Raw genomic sequence first — 18,005 nt, 5'->3', positions numbered from 1 at the left:
AATCAAAAATCAACAAGAAAAGTAGAGAAACAAGTAATAAGGTGTATCTTTTTTACTGATTGTGCCCAATGATATACGAGCGAAACGATCCACACTTCAATTAAAAATCCTGCAAAGTCGAGAAACGAAACCCGCACATATTAAATCCACACACTGCCAACATGCACGTGACAGGTTGTCAAGCACATGTTTTGATGAAGAGCCAAGAAGAAAGTGCAAAAAATGCGGAAGAGAAACAAAAGAAGAGCGATAACAATGGTTGAAAGAGCAAGCTGGAGAGCAAGAGAGTTTACCCTTAATGGGCTAGTATTACGGTTTACTTGAGAATATTATTTTATTGCTGGAGATAAAAATGGTTGATCTATATTTATCGCTAGACCAAGTGACAAAAAATAGTTACTCTCTTATCACAGAAAAGTCCGTGCTATTCTTAAAAAATACATACAAGCAGTACACACGACGTACACAGGAGTCTTCTATACTAGGTTTACATGGTCCAGTTGGAGGTGTAGAAGAATGAAGCCATATTAGTATCCATGTCCCATAGTGAAAGAGGGCGTGGATAGATGCGGAGAGGAAAACCATGAAAAGAAATCTATTGTTAGTTGAAGATGACTTGCTGATGCGTGAGTTTATCACGGATTATTTCAAGAAGGAACAATGGGACGTGTATGAAGCCGGAAATGGTAAACTTGCACTCAAGATTTTTGAAAGACATTCCATTGATCTGATTGTGCTGGACATTATGATGCCTGAACTTGATGGGTTTTCAGTATGCAGGCAGATTCGCAGGAATTCAAATGTTCCAATTATCATGATCACAGCTAGGGCAGATGATGAAGATCAATTGAAAGGGTTCGAGCTTGGTGCGGACGAATATGTCACAAAGCCTTTTAGCCCAAGAGTATTAGTAGCTCGTGCGACTACACTGTTGAAACGAACGGAAGGTACGATCGGTCAAGAGGGAAATCTACTCACCTTTGGCAGGCTGGTGGTCAATAGAATGGCCCATACTGTTTCCTTGGAGGGAAAACCGATATCTTTGGCACCAAAAGAATACGAGTTACTTCTTTATCTTACCAGGCATTATGGAAAAGTGTTGTCACGTGATTCTATTCTGAATGCTGTGTGGGGCTATGATTATGAAGGTGATTTGCGAACGGTAGACACCCATATTAAAAAATTGAGAGCGAAGCTTGGTGCAGAGGGCCGATATATCTGTACAGTCATCCGTGCAGGATACAAGTTCGAGTTGGAAGGATGAGGAGACAGGGGGTCGTCCTTAAACTTTTTGCTGTCACGACTAGTTTGATCTTGATTGTATTTTCAATTGTCATGATTGCAGAAGGACTTTTTTTCGAGCGGTTTTACCGAACGTCCAAAATCCATACTCTAGAGCAGAATATAAGTCGCTTTGAGGAACAATACGACCAAGTAGAACACGATCATCTGAAGTTTTCACGGTTACTCGGTGCATTTATGAATGAGACCGATACGAGTACTTCACTCTTAAATCAAAGGTTTGACCAGATAATTTTCAATCCTTATTTTTTAGTGCTGCAAACAGACCATAAGATCGTCACTGTTCCTTTGCCTACGGACGGAATGGAACATGACGCGCTTCCAAAGGGAATTCAAATTGGCGATCCATTGGTAATAGACGGTATTTTTATGGACGAAGATGATACCGTCATGCAACCTATTACTATTCAGAAGGATCAAACGGAACTCACAAAGGGGTTAACACGGGTGCAAGGGAAGATTATCGATCTGATGGTACCTGAGCATCGCTCATATAACCCCCTCTATCAGGATACGCTGATCGACGAAGCTCTCCAGGAATGGATGCCCAAGTTAGAGCACTATCAATCCCGCTTGCAAGAAGGGGCGGCTGTTCATTTGGAATGGGTAGATAATTGGAGTGGTGTTCCATATGCGATTGTAATTCAACCGCTAGCAACTGATGAGCCTACTGCTCGTTATTTATTTGTCATGACTTCTCTACAACCAGTTGGGGAAGCAGTCGATATACTTAAGAAATACTTTGTCTATTTGGCACCTATGATTCTAGGGCTCGTTACTATTTTGTCGATGATTTATTCCAGAATTGTAACTCGTCCATTAGTTACACTCAATCATGCTGCTGCACGTATTGCTAACCTGGATTTCACTGGAGGCCCTGGAGTTGACTCGAAAGATGAATTCGGAGAGCTGTCCCATAATCTTAATGTGATGTCTCAGAATCTGGACACAGCCTTACAGAAACTGACTAATACAAATGATAAGTTGCAAGCGGAGATAGAAGAAAAACAACGGTCAGAACAACTTCGGAAAGAACTGATTGCTAATATATCGCATGAATTAAAAACTCCATTAGGCATTGTGAGAGGATTCGCGGAAGGATTGCAGGATGGAGTAGCGAATGACAAAAAAGAACGGTATCTGGATCACATTGTAAATGAGACAGATCGGATGAATGCATTAATCATGGATATGCTGGAGCTCTCCAAATTTGAGGCCGAGGCGATTCAATTAACATGTTCAAACTTCTCTATGACAAAACTGGTTCGAAATTTAGTGGATTCGTTCTCTCATCAAATGAAAAGCAGGCGCATTCAGTACAAGTTGAATCATCAAGAGGAACAATACGTCACGGCAGATTCCAGAAGAATCGAACAGGTCATTCTGAATTTAATGAGCAATGCCATACGTCATGCAGTGGAAAACAGCGTCATCACAATTACCATCGATCGGGATTCTTCCGGAAAGATACTTACAGTCATTGAAAACACGGGGTCGCCGATTGCTGAGAACGATTTAAGCAGAGTATGGGACCAATTCTACCGAATTGAGCGCTCTCGAGATCGGAAATCTGGAGGCACGGGTCTGGGACTATCTATAGTCAAACACATCCTGGAGCTCCATCATAGTGAGTTTGGTGTGATGAATACGAATAACGGAGTCGCATTTTCTTTTACTTTATATGAAAGCGGAGGAGAACTACATGAATAACAAAAAATACGGCTATATCGTTTCAGTATTATTCGTGCTTCTTATGACGAGTGGTTGTGCCTCGGGAAAAGAACCTGACGCATCGGATACCATCCATGCGAAGCCATCTGAAACCAATCAAGGCAGTCCTACGAAAGTAGAAGATGCTAATACAGATCCTCAGAAGGAAGTACTCATCATTATTGATCAGACGCCAAAACCGACTGAGGGCAATAGTTTCGATTTCGTCGTGAAGCAGGTACCGGAAGGATTTACGCTAGCTGAAATGGAGTGGAATTCCAAGAAACACCGTATCGTCAATACGGTTCTAGAAGCCAAAGCACATGGTGCTAATGGGGAAGACGGATTTTACATTAGTGGAAACGGACAATTTTCAGGATTTATCTATCCAGACACGATGAGAGGGGATGAAGGAGAAGTTGTCTTCCGATTCACCAATTCGAAAGGTAAAGAAGTAAAGTGGAAAAAGAACTTGACGTTGATGTTTCTAGAAAAAGAGGAGAATGCAGCAGATGGTGTTATTGCTGACGATAAAGAGGCCGTGAAAGCGGAGCCTATGAAGGAAATTCTCGTCATTATTGACCAGACACCAAAACCGACTGAGGGCAATAGTTTCGATTTCGTCGTGAAGCAGGTACCGGAAGGATTTACGCTAGCTGAAATGGAGTGGAATTCCGAGAAACACCGGATTGCCGATACTGTCCAAACAGCAAGGGAGCACGGGGCGAATGGAGAAGACGGCTTTTACATTAGTGGAAACGGGCAGTTTTCAGGGTTCATCTACCCGGATACGATGAAGGGTGAGCAAGGGGAGGTTGTTTTTCTATTCACTGATGGCAAAGGAAAAAAGGTAAAGTGGAAGAAGAATGTAATATTGAATCCCTCAGCAACTTCTCAGAAAGAGAGTAAAAAGGAAGTTGTCGCTGAAAATCCACAAGAGACGCTTGAGATCTATATGCAGGCTATTGCGAGTCAGAATGCCGAAGCAATTGTCGGGTTATATGGAGGGAGCTATCAAGGGCTCAGGAACATATTTCCTGAAACTGATGCCAATGATAATTATGAATTAATTAAACAGTATCTGGAACTAGGGCCTAAAATATCATTAGAAACGATTTTGAGCAGGACCGAAGTAAGCAAAGGCGTGTATACGTTTGTAGTAGCATTCAAAAATGAAGATGGCACGAGATTCCAGACAAGGGAGTTCGACACGATTACTGCTACTTTTACGTATACAGTTAAAAAGGTCAATGGCAAACTGAAAGTGATGGAACTATCCCCCTACCAAGCTTAAGTTGTGATTCATCAAAAAGAATCTGAAATATAAATGACATCATCAAAAAGGATGATGTCATTTACAAGGAGATTATAACAGTCTAATATTCTTTTACATTAACCATATTTTCTGCAATTAGTTTAAAATCTTTTTCACTTATCTCGAAATGGCCAAGTCGAAAAGAATAACCCCAGTACTTTGTGCTTTTAATAAATGAAAGTTGTGAAATTAATGGACGAATTGACGTTTCTTTACAAGAAATAAAACCAATATTTCTACGGAAAGGTATGAAATCACCCATCTCTACCTGGTAAACATTATCATCAATCACCTTTCCAATAGCAGTGAATTTTTGATGCAGAGTTCTTTCTTTAAAAGTCACCTTTGGAGAATAATAAATAATCCAATCACCAGTGCTCATCTTTTTTAAAGGAGCTTGTTTACCATGACAAAGTTGAGCAAACTCACCCTGAACTGCATCCATCACATGGTCTCGTGAAGCAACGCCAATCCAATATCTTTTATTATGCATCAGAGTTAACACCCACAACTATCAGAAATGTTGACGCCTTGAGAAGAGTCTGAAACAGGGAAGTTCATTTCTTTCCATGCTGCAATCCCACCAGTCAACTCTTTCACTCTATATCCATCTTCTAATAAAAACTTTGCAACTTTGGCTGCAGTGTTACACCAGACATCCCAACAGTAAACAATAATTTCCTTTTCTTTTGGTATTTCATGTAAACGATATTGCAACTCTTGTTGAGGGATAACATTAGCATCCTTAATTGTTAAACTTCTAACGTGAATTGGGCCATTTCTAACATCAATCAAAAAGTATTTATCTGGATTCATTTGTGTTGATTTTAAATAATCCATAGGGCTAATTGTTGCTTCCAAACGTGCATTAAAATAATCAAGCGCGTGCATAAATTTGTTACCTCCCATTTTGTAATGTACTCCAAATTTTAACAAGCATATCCTTTAGCAGTTTTCTTTCCTGATGATTTAAAGGCGCTAAAACTTCTAGTTCCGTATTGAGTAAAAACTCCCAACGTGATTCTAATACATCATTACCTTTTGATGTAAGCAAAAGGCTATAGGACCTTCTATCATTAGGATTCCTTGTCCTCTCCACGAATCCTGAGTTTTCTAAATGATCGATATGACTTACCATTGTCGTCCGATCAATTTGCAGTTTTTCAGAAATGTCTTTTTGTGATGAGTAAGGATTTCCTTCGATAAATAGAAGTACTCCATATTGTCTAGAGTTAATACCATATGCAGCAAGTCCTTCAGCGAACTTGGTTTCCAACTGCTGAACAACCTTTCCAAGTAAAAAGCCATATGATTGGTTCCATTTCTCCAAAATTAATATTCACCTCCAACGATAGTCAGTCGATTATATAATCAGTTTAGCTGATCAATAATTTTATTTCAAGCCTTTTGTTCTTAAAATAAAAATAATGTAGTGAGTTCCTGCATGATTATAGGGAGGGCTGCAACAATGAAGAAATATAATTAGCAGTTTCAGTTGGTGAAAAAGTTTACTTAAATAAATAGGTGTGATTGTCGGTATGATACGCAAAGATATAGTTAACACAATATCGGTCGCGTGTAGTAGTTATTCTATATATTTAACCGAAAAAAACTGCCTGCCCTTATTAAAAGGCAGACAGCATCAGTTTACGACTGGAATTCAATCGCCGCGGCACCGAGCGTTTTCGCAGCAGCAAGCATCGCTGTTTCATCAAAATCAAAACGCGGATGGTGATGAGGATAGGCATTTTCAGGTTTTGCACCTGTAAAGAAGAAGGTTCCCGGAACTTTTTCCAGATAGTACGAAAAATCTTCTCCGCCCATCTGCGGCTTCATTTCTTCTACGCCGCGCAGGCCGGGAATCGTTTCTGCCACAGATTTAAGAAACTCTGTCTCTTTTTCGTGATTGACGACTGCAGGATAGCCGCGGGAGTAGTCGACTGTAATTTCACAATTATTCAAGACAGCCGTGCCTTGTACAACCCGGTGAATTTCCTCTTCCATCAGATCCCGGAGTTCCGGCGTGAATGTCCGGACCGTTCCCGTCATTACCGCCTGATCCGCAATGACGTTAAAGGCATTGTCTGAAATGAATGAGCCGACCGAAAGCACGGCGGATTCAATTGGATCCACACGCCTTGAAACAATCTGCTGCAGGTTCATGATTAACTGTGCGCCGATAACGATGGCATCTTTTGTTTGATGAGGAGCAGCACCGTGCCCGCCGGCCCCCTGGATTGTAATATGGAATTTGTCAGGTGCAGCCATGACCGGACCCGAAGCATAATAAATGACGCCCGACTCGTACAGCGACCATAAATGGGTGCCGAAAATCACGTCGACGCCGTCAAGACAGCCGTCTTCTATCATGGAGACAGCGCCGCCCGGAGCAAGTTCTTCTGCATGCTGATGAATAAAAACATATTCGCCTGAAAGATCTTCCCGCATTTCATGCATGGCCTTCGCCAGCTGCAGAAGGGCCGCAGTATGTCCGTCATGTCCGCAGGCATGCATCACACCGGGCACTTGAGAAGCGTAGGATGTTTCTTTTTGATCCTGAATCGGCAGTGCATCGAAATCTGCACGCAGCGCGACCGTTTTGCCGGGCTTCCCGCCTTTCACTTTCGCGATCAGTCCATTGCCGCCCACGCCTGTGCGCACCTCAATGCCCAATTTATTATAAAAATCCGCCAGATAGGCAGCAGTCTTTTCTTCTTTGAACGAAACCTCTGGGTTCATATGCAAATAGCGGCGAATTTCCACCATATCACCGTAGGATTTTTCTAGTTTCTCAAACAGCAGTTCTTTCATGATCATTCTCCTTTCTCTTGCCGATTGGTCCAGTCTGTATAGTGTTCATTATAGCAAGGAGGCGGAAGGCAAGCAAACCAAGGAATTGAAAGATTCAGACAGCACAAAAAAGAGACTTGACGCGTATGTGTCAAATCTCTTCGCTGCTTTCATTCAAATTTCATCAGTCGGTGTAGTATAGGTGGCGGTGTAGGGAGCACTTGTGAAAATATGCAGCGCAGCGCCGCCTTGATCTTTGAAATCACCGGGATTGGAAAGCTGATAGCCGGGTGAATTGTGCCAGAGGTCGTAATGACGTTTGTCGCTCCACTCCGTCAGAACAATATACGTATCTGAACCGATCGGACGCAGCAGTCTGAAAGCCTGGAAACCGGGCATGTTTACTAATTGATCGCCGGTCATTTTGTACGTATGCTCAAAAATCGGTTTCCCTTCATCAGTGACTGCGACATTATCCATTGCAAAATAGCCGTCGTGCGTAAGATCTCCTGCGGTTCCGACGACTTCATATTTTCTCGGCGTCTGGAAAACAGACTTGCCGTTTGTTTCATGCAGCAGAAGCGTGCTGCCGCCTCCATTCATTAAGATAATAGATTCATCAACGTACTGGTCCCGTACTTTTTCCATAAAATCCATCGTTCCGGTTGTCATATAAATATACATAAATCATTTCCTCCTTTGACTAGTAACAGTGTTGTGAGCATATGCGTGAAGATATCTGTCCTGTTATGTATTGTATATAGTAATTAATTCCCCTAAATACTTCAAATCAAACACGGAGTGAGTCTGTTATCGAAGAATGATTGTCTAAAAAATGACGAAGTGCCGCTCGCGGTAAGCACAAAATTATGACAAAGGGGCAATTCGCTATACATTGACTTGTCAACGGTTTATGATGATTAACGGATAATAATTTACTGATTGAATAACGTAAAATAACGGAAAGAGGGTTCGGTGAATATGACAGCGTTTAATGATACATTGCTTCGTGCTGCCAGAGGAGAAAAGATTGAGCATACTCCGGTATGGTTCATGCGCCAGGCGGGACGTTCGCAGCCGGAATATCGTAAAATCAAAGAAAAGTACTCCTTAGAGGAAATCACACATCAGCCTGAGTTATGTGCGTACGTAACGAAGCTGCCGGTGGATCAGTATGATGTCGATGCAGCCATTCTGTATAAAGATATTGTGACGCCATTAGTGGGAATCGGTGTGGATGTAAAGATTAAATCAGGCGTGGGACCTGTCATCTCGAATCCGATCCGCTCTGCTCAGGATATCGAAAATCTGGGAGAGTTTTCTGCGGAAGAGCAAGTGCCGTATGTATTGGACACGATCAAACTTCTTACACAGGAGCAGCTGAATGTGCCGCTGATCGGTTTTGCGGGCGCTCCGTTCACGCTTGCGAGCTATATGATTGAAGGCGGACCGTCGAAAAGCTATAACCTGACGAAATCTTTCATGGTATCTAAACCTGAAGCCTGGTTTGCATTGATGGATAAACTTGCGGATATGACGATTACGTATATCCAGGCGCAAGTGGCGGCGGGAGCCAAAGCGGTACAAATCTTTGATTCGTGGGTGGGAGCGCTCAACGTCTCGGACTACCGGATTTTCATTAAGCCGACGATGACGAAAATCTTCACTGAGCTTCGCAAATTACACGTTCCTTTGATTACATTCGGTGTAGGCGCAAGCCATCTGGCGAATGAATGGCATGATCTGCCTGTTGATGTGGTGGGACTGGACTGGCGTTTATCGGTTAAAGAAGCAGGGGAACGCGGATTGACAAAGACGCTTCAAGGAAACTTGGATCCGTCTATGCTGCTTGCAGACTGGCCGGTGATTGAAGAGCGCGCGAAAATCATCGTGGAGCAAGGCGTCGAACACGGCAGCCATATCTTTAACTTGGGGCACGGGGTATTCCCGGAAGTGAATCCGGCAACACTGAAGCGGCTGACAGCTTTCGTTCATGAGTACAGTGCGCAATTGCGGGCAAAATAAAATCAAATTTTTGAGGTGATACAGATGACAAAGAAGAAAATGGGCTTACTTGTAATGGCTTACGGCACACCGAATTCATATGAAGACATAGAATCTTACTATACGCATATCCGCAGAGGCCGTCCGCCGGCACCTGAACAACTGGAAGATTTACGCAGCCGTTATGAAGCAATCGGCGGGATATCTCCGCTGGCACGCATTACGGAAGATCAGGCGAATGCGCTTGGCAGTCATTTGAATGAAGTGCAAAGCGATATCGAGTTCCATGTGTATATCGGCTTGAAGCATATTGCACCGTTCATTGAAGATGCAGTCCAGAAAATGCACAATGACGGAATCGAAGAAGCTGTGTCGATTGTTCTGGCACCTCATTTCTCCACATTCTCTGTGAAATCCTATAATGGCCGCGCGAAAGAAGAAGCGGACAAGCACGGGATTCGTCTGACATCAGTGGAAAGCTGGTATAAGCAGCCGAAATTTATTGAGTACTGGGCGAATCAGCTGCGCCAGACTTATGATGCGATGGACGAAGCGGAACGCGAAAATACATGCTTGATTGTATCAGCGCACTCACTGCCCGAAAAGATTTTGGCGAACGGCGATCCATATGCCGACCAGCTGAAAGAAACAGCAGAAATGATTACAGAGGCAGCAGGCGTAAAAACATACGCGCTCGGCTGGCAGAGTGAAGGGCAAACGGGCGAACCTTGGCTCGGGCCTGATGTACAGGATTTGACGCGTGAATTATTCGAAACAAAAGGCTATCAATCATTTGTCTACACACCGGTTGGTTTCGTGTCGGACCACTTGGAAGTGCTGTATGACAATGATTACGAATGTAAAATAGTTTGTGATGAAATCGGCGCAGCGTATCACAGACCGGCCATGCCGAATACGGATGCTTTATTCGTAGATGCGATGGCGGATGCGGTGCTCGATAAATTGAACGAAGCGAATTAAATGCAGCAGGATCGGAGTGACGGAGGACATGAGTGAACGAAAAAAAGCAGTCATCATCGGTGGAGGCATTACAGGACTCTCAGCGGCTTATTATATGCAGAAGGCAGCTGAAGAACAAGGATATTCTCTTGATATTACCTTGATTGAAGCGTCAACTGAACTGGGCGGGAAAATCCAGACAGTCCGTCGAGACGGCTATATTATCGAACGCGGTCCCGACTCCTTTCTGATCCGTAAGAAAAGTGTTGATCAGCTGGCGGAGGATCTTGGCATTGCTGATCAGCTCGTGCGAAATGCGACAGGGCAGGCCTATATTTTACTGCAGGATGAAATGCATCCGATTCCTGCAGGGGCGGTAATGGGCATACCGACAGAAATCAAACCTTTCATTACGTCGGGGCTGTTCAGTCTGACGGGCAAACTGCGTGCGGCAGGGGATTTTGTGCTGCCAAGGTCTGAAGTGACGGGCGATCAGTCGCTGGGCCACTTTTTTCGCCGCCGCTTCGGGACAGAAGTAGTGGAAAATCTCATTGAGCCGCTGCTGTCGGGAGTTTACGCCGGCGACATCGATCAAATGAGCCTCGAATCGACATTCCCGCAATTCTATGAAGTGGAAAAAAAGCATCGAAGCCTGATTGTAGGCATGAAAAAAACAACACCTAAGCAGCTGCCGCAAAAAAACAGCCACAGTTCCAAAAAGGCCGGGGCGTTCCATACGTTCCGAAATGGACTGGAATCGGTAGTAGAGGCGCTTGAAGAACAGCTGGCTGATGTGGAAATTTTGAAAGGCACACGTGTGACGAAGCTGGACAAGCAAGACGGCCGGGCCATTTTGAAGATGAGCGATCAGCAGCAGCTGGAAGCGGACGCCGTCATTTTAGCCACGAGTCATTCCGTTGCGAGTCAGCTATTCGAGCCGTACGGTTTATTGAAGGAACTCGGTACGATCCCGACGACTTCTGTCGCCACGGTAGCACTCGGTTTTCCAAAGGTAGCAATGAAACGTGAAATAGACGGCACGGGATTCCTTGTGCCGCGCAGCAGTAATTATTCGATTACCGCGTGCACACTCGTTGACCGCAAATGGCCGACTACAACGCCGGATGATAAAGTATTAATCCGCGCGTTTGTCGGACGCCTCGGGGAAGAAGCGATCGTTGATTTGCCGGACAGCGAAATCGAGAAAATTGTCTTGGAGGATCTGCGCCAAATTCTTGACCTGGAAGGACAGCCGGAATTCTGTGTGATCACACGCTGGAAAGATGACCGGCCCCAGTATCGGGTCGGACATAAAGAGAAAATAATTCGCGCACGGCAGGAACTTCAGACGCAGTTCCCGATGGTACAGCTGGCGGGGGCGTCTTATGACGGCGTCGGCTTGCCGGATTGTATCGATCAGGGAGTCGAGGCGATGGAGAATGTACTGTCGCAGCTTTTTACTGAATAAGAACCAGGCTGTCCGGCAAGTCATTGAATGATGACTTGCCGGACAGCCTTTTTTGTTTGGACATTTTCTGGTTTTTTGGCCGGATGATCATTGGATTGTGTCAGGTGATCATAGTCCGTGCTAGAATGATCATACAGAGTGGCCGTGCGCTCATTGGGGTCTGCGGAGTGATCATGGACGCCGGCGCTGTGATCATGCTGCCCCGCAGGTGATCATAGCCTGTGCTAAATGTGCGGTGGACCAGCGGATTGGCTCGCAGAACGGGGTGAATGGCGCGCGATGACGCCGGTAACGCGCGGCAAACGCAGCCTTTGGTTCGCGGCAGCGGCTTTTAGGTGCGGTTGAATGAATGATTCGCGCGGCAGTGCACAGTTTTTCCGCGCAGACGTTAATTTTAGGCATAAAAAAAAGCGAATATCGAAATATCCGCCGAATGAAAGTTTTATTTATTTTACGTTGCAGTGATCACAGTGATTAGAGTAGCACTCGTGCTGCTCTTCGATGTCGTTTCCACATGTTACACAAACCTTCGCCGGCAAGTTTCTGAAAAACTCTACAATACTTTCTACCATAATATATACATCCCCTTTGGTTGTTGTTGTATAACTCCTTGCTATATTCATAGTGTATTATAACAGGGTGTAAAAGTCAACACTCGCCATAAATTTCTGTTAAACTGGATTCAGGCCTTTCGTGACGCGCTTCAGTGAGGTTTTAGAAGTTCTGAATTGTGAGAATTCATTAAAAATAAATGTGACAAAATTGTGAGGAGTGTGTAAATATGAAGTTTATCGATAATAAAGGTATCACAGATCCGCGGATTAACCTGGCGATTGAGGAATATGTGCTGCAGACGATGGATGTGGACAAGGATTCGTACTTGCTGTTCTATATCAACGAACCGTCCATCATTATCGGCAAGAATCAGAACACAATTGAAGAAATCAATACAGAGTTTGTGGACAGCGAAGGAATCCATGTGGTGCGCAGGCTGTCCGGCGGCGGGGCGGTGTACCATGACCACGGCAACCTGAATTTCAGTTTTATTACGAAAGACGACGGCGAGTCCTTCCGTAATTTCAAGAAGTTTACGGAGCCTGTAACAGATGCGCTGGCGAAAATGGGCGTTAAAGCGGAATTGCAGGGGCGCAATGATATTCTGATCGACGGCCGGAAAATTTCCGGCAATGCACAGTTTGCAACGGGCGGCCGGATGTTCAGTCATGGAACTTTGCTGTTTGATACAGACATGGAAGGCGTCGTCAACTCGCTGAAAGTGAAGAAAGATAAAATTGAGTCAAAGGGCATTAAGTCCATCCGCAGCCGTGTAGCGAATATTTCGGAGTTCTTGGAAGAGCCGATTTCAATTGAGCAGTTCAGACAGGAAATCCTCAACTCGATGTTCGACGGCGAAGAACATATTGAATACCGTGAACTGACGGATGAAGACTGGAATAAAATTAATGAGCTATCGGCGGAACGCTATGGCAACTGGGACTGGAATTACGGACGCTCACCGAAATTCAATGTCCAGCAGTCGAAACGTTTTCCTGTCGGCGGCATCGATGTGCGTTTGCATGTGGAAAAAGGAATCATTGAAAATATGCATATTTACGGTGACTTTTTCGGCGTCGGGGAAGTGAAGGAGATTGAACAGAAATTAATTGGCGTGAAGTACGAACGTCAGGCGATTACAGAAGCTCTGGAATCAATGGATGTCGAGAAGATTTTAGGCGGTATTCAGCTGGACGAGTTTGTCGGTTTGATTTATTAAGGAGAACAGGAGCGCGTGTCTTTCGGGGCATGCGCTTTTTTCGAGTAAGGGTCTGAATTTATCCGGACGGCTAAATACGCTATACTTATAGCAACAGGAAAGTGGGGGATTGCGGTGAAACATCGGATTTTTATTGTGGAAGATGATCAGAAAATTGCACAGCTGCTGGCGGGGACGCTCGAGAAATATCAGTATGAAGTGGCCATTATAGAAGATTTCGATAGAGTGGTGGAGGAAGTCACAGCGTATAATCCGCATTTGGTGCTGCTCGATATTAACCTGCCGATTTACGACGGCTACTACTGGTGCCGCCAGCTTCGGCAGCATACGATGTGTCCGATCATTTTCATTTCGGCGCGGTCGGGTGATATGGATCAGGTATTTGCGCTGGAAAATGGCGGAGATGACTTCATTACGAAACCGTTTCATTATGAAATTGTGCTGGCTAAAATTAAAAGTCATTTGCGGCGGTCGGTGGGGGAATATTCGCCGAATCAATCGGAACGAATCATTGTGTCCGGTGATTTGACATTATACATAGAGCGGATGGCGCTGCAAAAGGGCGACGAAGAGATTCCGCTGCAGAAAAAGGAATGTGTCATTCTGGAATTATTGATGGGCGAGTCGCCGAAAGTGGTTTCGCGGGAGCGGCTGCTGGAAGAATTATGGGATGACCAGTCGTTTGTCGATGAAAACACCCTCAACGTCAATATGGCGCGGGTGCGCAAAAAACTGTCGGATTACGATGTGAGCTCGTGGATTGAAACAGTCCGCGGCGCAGGCTATCGATTTGTACCGGAGTCTGAAGCGTAATGAAAGCGGTTATGCTGTTCGTTAAAGAACATGTCCCGTTCATGCTGTTTCAGGTAGGACTGGTACTGTTCATTTTGCTGCTGTTCTGGCTGGATGGTTTTAGGAATCCGAACACCGCCATTTATTCAGTGGCGATGAGTATGCTGCTGACCGCTTTTTATTTGACGGGAAAATTTATTATGCGGCGGTCGTTCTATGCAGCAATTGTAGACAAGCCGCAGAAGATGGAAGATGCGCTCATCCGGCATGTACTGACGCCGGAAAACCGTAAGACGACGGAATTCACGCGCGAATTGTACCGCCTGTATCAGCATGAAGTCCAGAATCTGTATAATGTTCAGCACCGCCACTTGCATTTCGTGAATCAGTGGGTGCATCAAATGAAAACGCCGATTTCGGTCATTAATTTGCTGCTGCAGGAAGAGGAAGTGGACAAGAAAAGTGTTGGGCAGGAAGTCGAAAGGATCCGTTCGGGTCTCGAAATCGTCCTGGTGAATGCACGGCTTGAAACGTTTGAGGACGATATGCAGATCGAGCGACTGCCGTTAAGGACTTTATTGCAGGAAATGCTGAATGAAAATAAGCGGCTGTTCATTGCGAACGGTTTATTTCCAGTACTGAATGTAGACGAGCAGCTGACGGTCGCGACCGATCATAAATGGATCAAATTCATGCTCAATCAATTCATCACAAATGCGGTAAAATATACGTTTGAAAAAGGCAAGAAAATCTATGTAACGGCCAATCAGCGAACGGACGGCCTGCTGCTCGAGATTACGGATGAAGGAATAGGCATTCCCGCGTCCGATCTGCACCGGGTGACGAAGGCGTTCTTCACGGGAGAAAATGGCCGGCTGTCCGGTGAATCTACCGGGATGGGTCTTTATATTGCGTCAGAAGTCTGTCAGCGTTTAGGCCATGAACTGACGATCTCATCGAAGCAGGGGGAAGGCACGACGGTGGCCCTATTATTTACAGACGGAGAGGCGGGTGAACAGCCGAATGAACGGTCAAACTAGGAAACCGGTCGTTAAGATGGAGGAAGTCACGAAAATTTACGAAGGCAAAGTGATGCACCGCGCGCTGAATCAACTGGATTTCGACGTGCAGGAAGGCGAATTTGTCGCGATTATGGGACCTTCCGGGAGCGGCAAGACGACGTTGCTGAATTTGCTGATGGCGACGGATATTCCGACGTACGGCAGAATCCTCATTGGCGGCGTCGAACCCGAAACACTCAGTCAAAATGAAATTGCGCTGTTCAGAAGGCGCCAGATCGGCTTTGTTTTTCAGGAAATCAATTTGCTGCAAATGCTGACAGTGGAGGAAAACTTAGTGCTGCCGCTGACGCTCGACGGTCTGCCGGTTAATGAAATGAAAGCGAAAGTAGAGGATATGGCGCGCAAACTGCGTCTGGAAGACATTTTGGAGCGCCGTCCGGATGAATTATCTGGCGGACAGGCGCAGCGCACTGCAATTGGACGCGCGCTGATTCACCAGCCGAGCATTGTCCTGGCGGATGAGCCGACAGGAAACCTGGATTCGAAATCGGCAAAAGACGTGCTCGAGCTGCTTGAACATATTAATCAGCATGAAAAAACGACAATCATCATGGTGACACATGATCCGATCGCCGCAAGTTATTGCGACCGTGTGCTGTTCATCAAAGACGGCGAATTTTTCAATGAAATTTATAAAGACGAACGCCGTCAGACTTTTTTCCAGCGCATTCTGAATGTGCTGTCATTACTTGGAGGCAATGTAAATGACTTTTCGTCAGTTCGCTTACCGTAATGTCGTCCGGAACCGGCGGGTGTACGCAGCATTTTTCATGGCCAGTGTGTTTTCGGTCATGGTGTTTTTCCTGTATTCGATGCTGCTGTTCCACCCGTCGATTGAAAATACGTTTTTGAAAGAAATTTCAGCACTTGGAATGGGAATTGCCGAATTAGTCCTGTTCATCTTCACGCTGTTTTTCCTGTTCTATTCGATGCGGGCCTTTCTGCAGGCGCGATCGAAAGAGTTCGGGGTACTGTTATTGCTCGGCATGGCGAAACGGCAGCTACACCGGCTCATTTTCATTGAGACCATGCTTCTCGGTTTCGCTTCGATTTTAACGGGAATTTTCATTGGCTTTATGTTCTCGAAATTCTTTTTCATGATTGTGAAAGCGATTGTGCAGATTCCGGTGCTGCCCCTCTATTTATCGTGGAAACCATTTGGACTGACGATGGGGGCGTTCCTCAGTTTGTTCGCCATCATTTCCTATATTGCGCCGGTATTCATTCAGCAGGGGAAAATTTCCGATCTGTTGCACGGTGATACGGCAGTCCAGTCGGTTTATGCGTATTCAAAAAGCCGCGGCATTTTCGGCGTGATTTTGCTGGTGCTGGCTTATGCGATGGCCGCTTTCGTTTCACGCTCGAGCATCCTGAGCCTGTTTTTCCTGTTGCCGCCGCTCATTACGTTTGGCACGTACTTCTTCTTTACAGATACACTGCCGCTCATTTTACATACGCTGCGCAGCCGCAAGAATATTTTCTGGCGTGATTTCTGGATGATTTCCATCTCAGAAAGCATCGTGCGTCTGAAAGAAAATGCGCGGATGTTTTTCATTGTCACGATTGTCTCGACGATTGCTTTTATGTCCGTCGGAATCCTGGCTTCCTTGACGTCATTCGCCTCTCAGTACAGGGAAGTGAATCCGCTCGGGCTAGTATACAAAAGTCTGCCGCATAATGAATTTGAACACCGCCATATCGCGCAGCTGACAAGTGAACTGGAGCAGGAAAATTTGGATTACTTTGCTGTGCGTTTCCGGGTTCTCGAACAGCAGTCTTCCTATACGCAGAACAGCGTCAATATCGTACGGCTGGCGGATCTTAATGAGCTCGCCGCTTCATTCGGCCAGCAACCGCTTCAGCTGGAGCAGGGGCATGCGATGTTCCTGCCGGCGAGTGCATCCGCTGCCGGGCAGCTGTCGAATACCACCGTCAGTACAAAGCTTGCGGAAAGCAATCTGCTGCTCGATGTCGAAGGCGTATATCCGTATAAATTATTCCCGCCCAACGCGATGGGACTCAACACCATCGTGCTCAATCATCTGGATTTTGACCGGGTGGAAGAGCAGACGAAAGGCTCGGCTTTATCCTTTACGTATTACGCATTCAATGTGAATGAATGGCAGAAGACGAAAGATATCGGATTGTCGATCAATGCCCAGGTGCTGGCGGGGCTGATGCTGGATGACCGGGACCCGGTGCGTTTTGAGTTTGAGAATCCGGGGTTGAATTATTCTCATATCCGGATGACGTTCTCGCTGCTGCTGTTCATTGGACTGTTGCTGGCGGGCGTATTTTTCCTCGCATCCGGCAGCTTTATCTATTTCCGGCTGTACACGTCACTCAGCCACGACCGCAGGCAGTATGCGGTGCTGCAGCGAATCGGCATGACGGACCGCGAGTTCAAGAAGATCGTCAACCGCCAGTTGATCCCCCAGTTTTTCTTTCCGTGGGGCGTGTCGTTCATCCATAGCGTTTTCGCCTTCCTGTCACTGCAGGTGATCTGGGAGGCGCTGGCGGAGATTTCGATAGTGAAGGAGTTAACATTGGTGCTGGCGGGCTTTGCGCTGATGCAGGTGCTCTACTTCTACCTCATCCGCTGGCGCTATATTTCACATATCAAGGCACCTACTTCTTAAGTGGGTGTTTTTTTCGTCAATGAAAGCTGTAATGGAGTAGGCTGCTGGGTTCTCGTTGCTCGACTTGGCAGGTAGTTTGAATGGGGTGTAAATTTGTAGTTTAAACCCGCTTCGGCGCTGGGGGATTGCCTTACGCCATGAGCCAGCTGGCGAAGAGCGTGCCAGTTGT

The 18,005-nt window shown here is 45.6% G+C and carries 17 protein-coding genes; 11 read left to right on the top strand and 6 right to left on the bottom strand.

Annotation, left to right across the window (positions count from 1 at the left end; genetic code table 11):
* Positions 1–583 precede the first annotated feature (583 nt).
* The 3 genes from NCCP2331_RS05175 to NCCP2331_RS05165 are packed head-to-tail and all read left to right on the top strand — an operon-like array spanning position 584 to position 4,306.
* Positions 584–1,264 carry a response regulator transcription factor gene (locus tag NCCP2331_RS05175; RefSeq protein WP_153722690.1) on the top strand — a complete coding sequence of 227 codons (681 nt, stop codon included), beginning with the start codon at positions 584–586 and terminating at the stop codon, positions 1,262–1,264.
* On the top strand, positions 1,261–3,012 hold the full coding sequence (locus tag NCCP2331_RS05170; RefSeq protein WP_153722689.1) for a sensor histidine kinase: 1,752 nt from the start codon (positions 1,261–1,263) through the stop codon (positions 3,010–3,012). The genes NCCP2331_RS05175 and NCCP2331_RS05170 overlap by 4 nt, the downstream gene beginning before the upstream one ends.
* Positions 3,005–4,306 carry a hypothetical protein gene (locus tag NCCP2331_RS05165; RefSeq protein WP_251669046.1) on the top strand — a complete coding sequence of 434 codons (1,302 nt, stop codon included), beginning with the start codon at positions 3,005–3,007 and terminating at the stop codon, positions 4,304–4,306. The genes NCCP2331_RS05170 and NCCP2331_RS05165 overlap by 8 nt, the downstream gene beginning before the upstream one ends.
* A gap of 82 nt (positions 4,307–4,388) precedes the next feature.
* On the opposite strand, the gene NCCP2331_RS05160 is transcribed toward NCCP2331_RS05165, so the two are convergent.
* The 5 genes from NCCP2331_RS05160 to NCCP2331_RS05140 form a co-directional block, all read right to left on the bottom strand.
* Positions 4,389–4,820, bottom strand: a complete 432-nt coding sequence (locus NCCP2331_RS05160; protein ID WP_153722688.1) for an EVE domain-containing protein — start codon at positions 4,818–4,820, stop codon at positions 4,389–4,391.
* Between the two features lie 5 nt (positions 4,821–4,825).
* Positions 4,826–5,236 carry a rhodanese-like domain-containing protein gene (locus NCCP2331_RS05155; RefSeq protein WP_228551096.1) on the bottom strand — a complete coding sequence of 137 codons (411 nt, stop codon included), beginning with the start codon at positions 5,234–5,236 and terminating at the stop codon, positions 4,826–4,828.
* A complete protein-coding gene (locus NCCP2331_RS05150; RefSeq protein WP_153722687.1) occupies positions 5,226–5,657 on the bottom strand; it encodes a MarR family winged helix-turn-helix transcriptional regulator in 432 nt (143 codons plus the stop codon). The genes NCCP2331_RS05155 and NCCP2331_RS05150 overlap by 11 nt, the downstream gene beginning before the upstream one ends.
* 317 nt (positions 5,658–5,974) lie before the next feature.
* Positions 5,975–7,138, bottom strand: a complete 1,164-nt coding sequence (locus tag NCCP2331_RS05145) for a M20 family metallopeptidase (RefSeq protein WP_251669044.1) — start codon at positions 7,136–7,138, stop codon at positions 5,975–5,977.
* A gap of 153 nt (positions 7,139–7,291) precedes the next feature.
* A complete protein-coding gene (locus tag NCCP2331_RS05140; RefSeq protein WP_251669042.1) occupies positions 7,292–7,801 on the bottom strand; it encodes an antibiotic biosynthesis monooxygenase family protein in 510 nt (169 codons plus the stop codon).
* A gap of 297 nt (positions 7,802–8,098) precedes the next feature.
* On the opposite strand from NCCP2331_RS05140, the gene hemE reads away from it, so the two are divergent.
* The 3 genes from hemE to hemY are packed head-to-tail and all read left to right on the top strand — an operon-like array spanning position 8,099 to position 11,549.
* Complete coding sequence (hemE, locus tag NCCP2331_RS05135) at positions 8,099–9,142, top strand: uroporphyrinogen decarboxylase (protein ID WP_251669040.1); 1,044 nt, start codon at positions 8,099–8,101, stop codon at positions 9,140–9,142.
* A 24-nt stretch (positions 9,143–9,166) separates the two neighbouring features.
* Positions 9,167–10,102, top strand: coding sequence for a ferrochelatase (gene hemH / locus NCCP2331_RS05130; RefSeq protein ID WP_251669038.1), 936 nt, complete (start codon positions 9,167–9,169; stop codon positions 10,100–10,102).
* 28 nt (positions 10,103–10,130) lie between these two features.
* The gene (gene hemY, locus NCCP2331_RS05125) at positions 10,131–11,549 is read left to right on the top strand and encodes a protoporphyrinogen oxidase (RefSeq protein ID WP_251669036.1); all 1,419 of its coding nucleotides are present in this window, start codon (positions 10,131–10,133) and stop codon (positions 11,547–11,549) included.
* 446 nt (positions 11,550–11,995) lie between these two features.
* On the opposite strand, the gene yhfH is transcribed toward hemY, so the two are convergent.
* Positions 11,996–12,121, bottom strand: a complete 126-nt coding sequence (yhfH, locus tag NCCP2331_RS05120; protein ID WP_153722681.1) for a protein YhfH — start codon at positions 12,119–12,121, stop codon at positions 11,996–11,998.
* A gap of 209 nt (positions 12,122–12,330) precedes the next feature.
* Here yhfH and lplA point away from each other — a divergent pair, with 209 nt between their 5' ends.
* From lplA to NCCP2331_RS05095, 5 genes are all read left to right on the top strand, one after another.
* A complete protein-coding gene (lplA, locus tag NCCP2331_RS05115; RefSeq protein ID WP_251669034.1) occupies positions 12,331–13,323 on the top strand; it encodes a lipoate--protein ligase in 993 nt (330 codons plus the stop codon).
* A gap of 114 nt (positions 13,324–13,437) precedes the next feature.
* On the top strand, positions 13,438–14,136 hold the full coding sequence (locus NCCP2331_RS05110) for a response regulator transcription factor (protein WP_153722679.1): 699 nt from the start codon (positions 13,438–13,440) through the stop codon (positions 14,134–14,136).
* Positions 14,136–15,155, top strand: a complete 1,020-nt coding sequence (locus NCCP2331_RS05105; protein ID WP_251669032.1) for a sensor histidine kinase — start codon at positions 14,136–14,138, stop codon at positions 15,153–15,155. The genes NCCP2331_RS05110 and NCCP2331_RS05105 overlap by 1 nt, the downstream gene beginning before the upstream one ends.
* Positions 15,139–15,930 carry an ABC transporter ATP-binding protein gene (locus NCCP2331_RS05100; RefSeq protein ID WP_251669030.1) on the top strand — a complete coding sequence of 264 codons (792 nt, stop codon included), beginning with the start codon at positions 15,139–15,141 and terminating at the stop codon, positions 15,928–15,930. Before NCCP2331_RS05105 ends, NCCP2331_RS05100 begins: the two co-directional genes overlap by 17 nt.
* Positions 15,902–17,836 (top strand): FtsX-like permease family protein, encoded by a 1,935-nt coding sequence (locus tag NCCP2331_RS05095; RefSeq protein WP_251669028.1) that lies wholly within the window; start codon positions 15,902–15,904, stop codon positions 17,834–17,836. Before NCCP2331_RS05100 ends, NCCP2331_RS05095 begins: the two co-directional genes overlap by 29 nt.
* Positions 17,837–18,005 lie beyond the last annotated feature (169 nt).

It is taken from the genome of Sporosarcina sp. NCCP-2331, assembly GCF_023707945.1.
GTDB lineage: Bacteria > Bacillota > Bacilli > Bacillales_A > Planococcaceae > Sporosarcina > Sporosarcina cascadiensis.
The sequence above is the reverse complement of the archived record's forward strand: the minus strand, read 5'-3'. Positions and strand labels throughout refer to the sequence as shown.

What these genes read in the sequence shown, in the direction of transcription:
- NCCP2331_RS05175 (WP_153722690.1), top strand. Translation starts at nt 584, where the DNA reads ATGAAAAGAAATCTATTGTTAGTTGAAGATGACTTGCTGATGCGTGAG.
- NCCP2331_RS05170 (WP_153722689.1), top strand. Translation starts at nt 1,261, where the DNA reads ATGAGGAGACAGGGGGTCGTCCTTAAACTTTTTGCTGTCACGACTAGT.
- NCCP2331_RS05165 (WP_251669046.1), top strand. Translation starts at nt 3,005, where the DNA reads ATGAATAACAAAAAATACGGCTATATCGTTTCAGTATTATTCGTGCTT.
- NCCP2331_RS05160 (WP_153722688.1), bottom strand. Translation starts at nt 4,820, where the DNA reads ATGCATAATAAAAGATATTGGATTGGCGTTGCTTCACGAGACCATGTG.
- NCCP2331_RS05155 (WP_228551096.1), bottom strand. Translation starts at nt 5,236, where the DNA reads ATGGGAGGTAACAAATTTATGCACGCGCTTGATTATTTTAATGCACGT.
- NCCP2331_RS05145 (WP_251669044.1), bottom strand. Translation starts at nt 7,138, where the DNA reads ATGAAAGAACTGCTGTTTGAGAAACTAGAAAAATCCTACGGTGATATG.
- NCCP2331_RS05140 (WP_251669042.1), bottom strand. Translation starts at nt 7,801, where the DNA reads ATGTATATTTATATGACAACCGGAACGATGGATTTTATGGAAAAAGTA.
- hemE (WP_251669040.1), top strand. Translation starts at nt 8,099, where the DNA reads ATGACAGCGTTTAATGATACATTGCTTCGTGCTGCCAGAGGAGAAAAG.
- hemH (WP_251669038.1), top strand. Translation starts at nt 9,167, where the DNA reads ATGACAAAGAAGAAAATGGGCTTACTTGTAATGGCTTACGGCACACCG.
- hemY (WP_251669036.1), top strand. Translation starts at nt 10,131, where the DNA reads ATGAGTGAACGAAAAAAAGCAGTCATCATCGGTGGAGGCATTACAGGA.
- yhfH (WP_153722681.1), bottom strand. Translation starts at nt 12,121, where the DNA reads ATGGTAGAAAGTATTGTAGAGTTTTTCAGAAACTTGCCGGCGAAGGTT.
- lplA (WP_251669034.1), top strand. Translation starts at nt 12,331, where the DNA reads ATGAAGTTTATCGATAATAAAGGTATCACAGATCCGCGGATTAACCTG.
- NCCP2331_RS05105 (WP_251669032.1), top strand. Translation starts at nt 14,136, where the DNA reads ATGAAAGCGGTTATGCTGTTCGTTAAAGAACATGTCCCGTTCATGCTG.
- NCCP2331_RS05100 (WP_251669030.1), top strand. Translation starts at nt 15,139, where the DNA reads ATGAACGGTCAAACTAGGAAACCGGTCGTTAAGATGGAGGAAGTCACG.
- NCCP2331_RS05095 (WP_251669028.1), top strand. Translation starts at nt 15,902, where the DNA reads ATGACTTTTCGTCAGTTCGCTTACCGTAATGTCGTCCGGAACCGGCGG.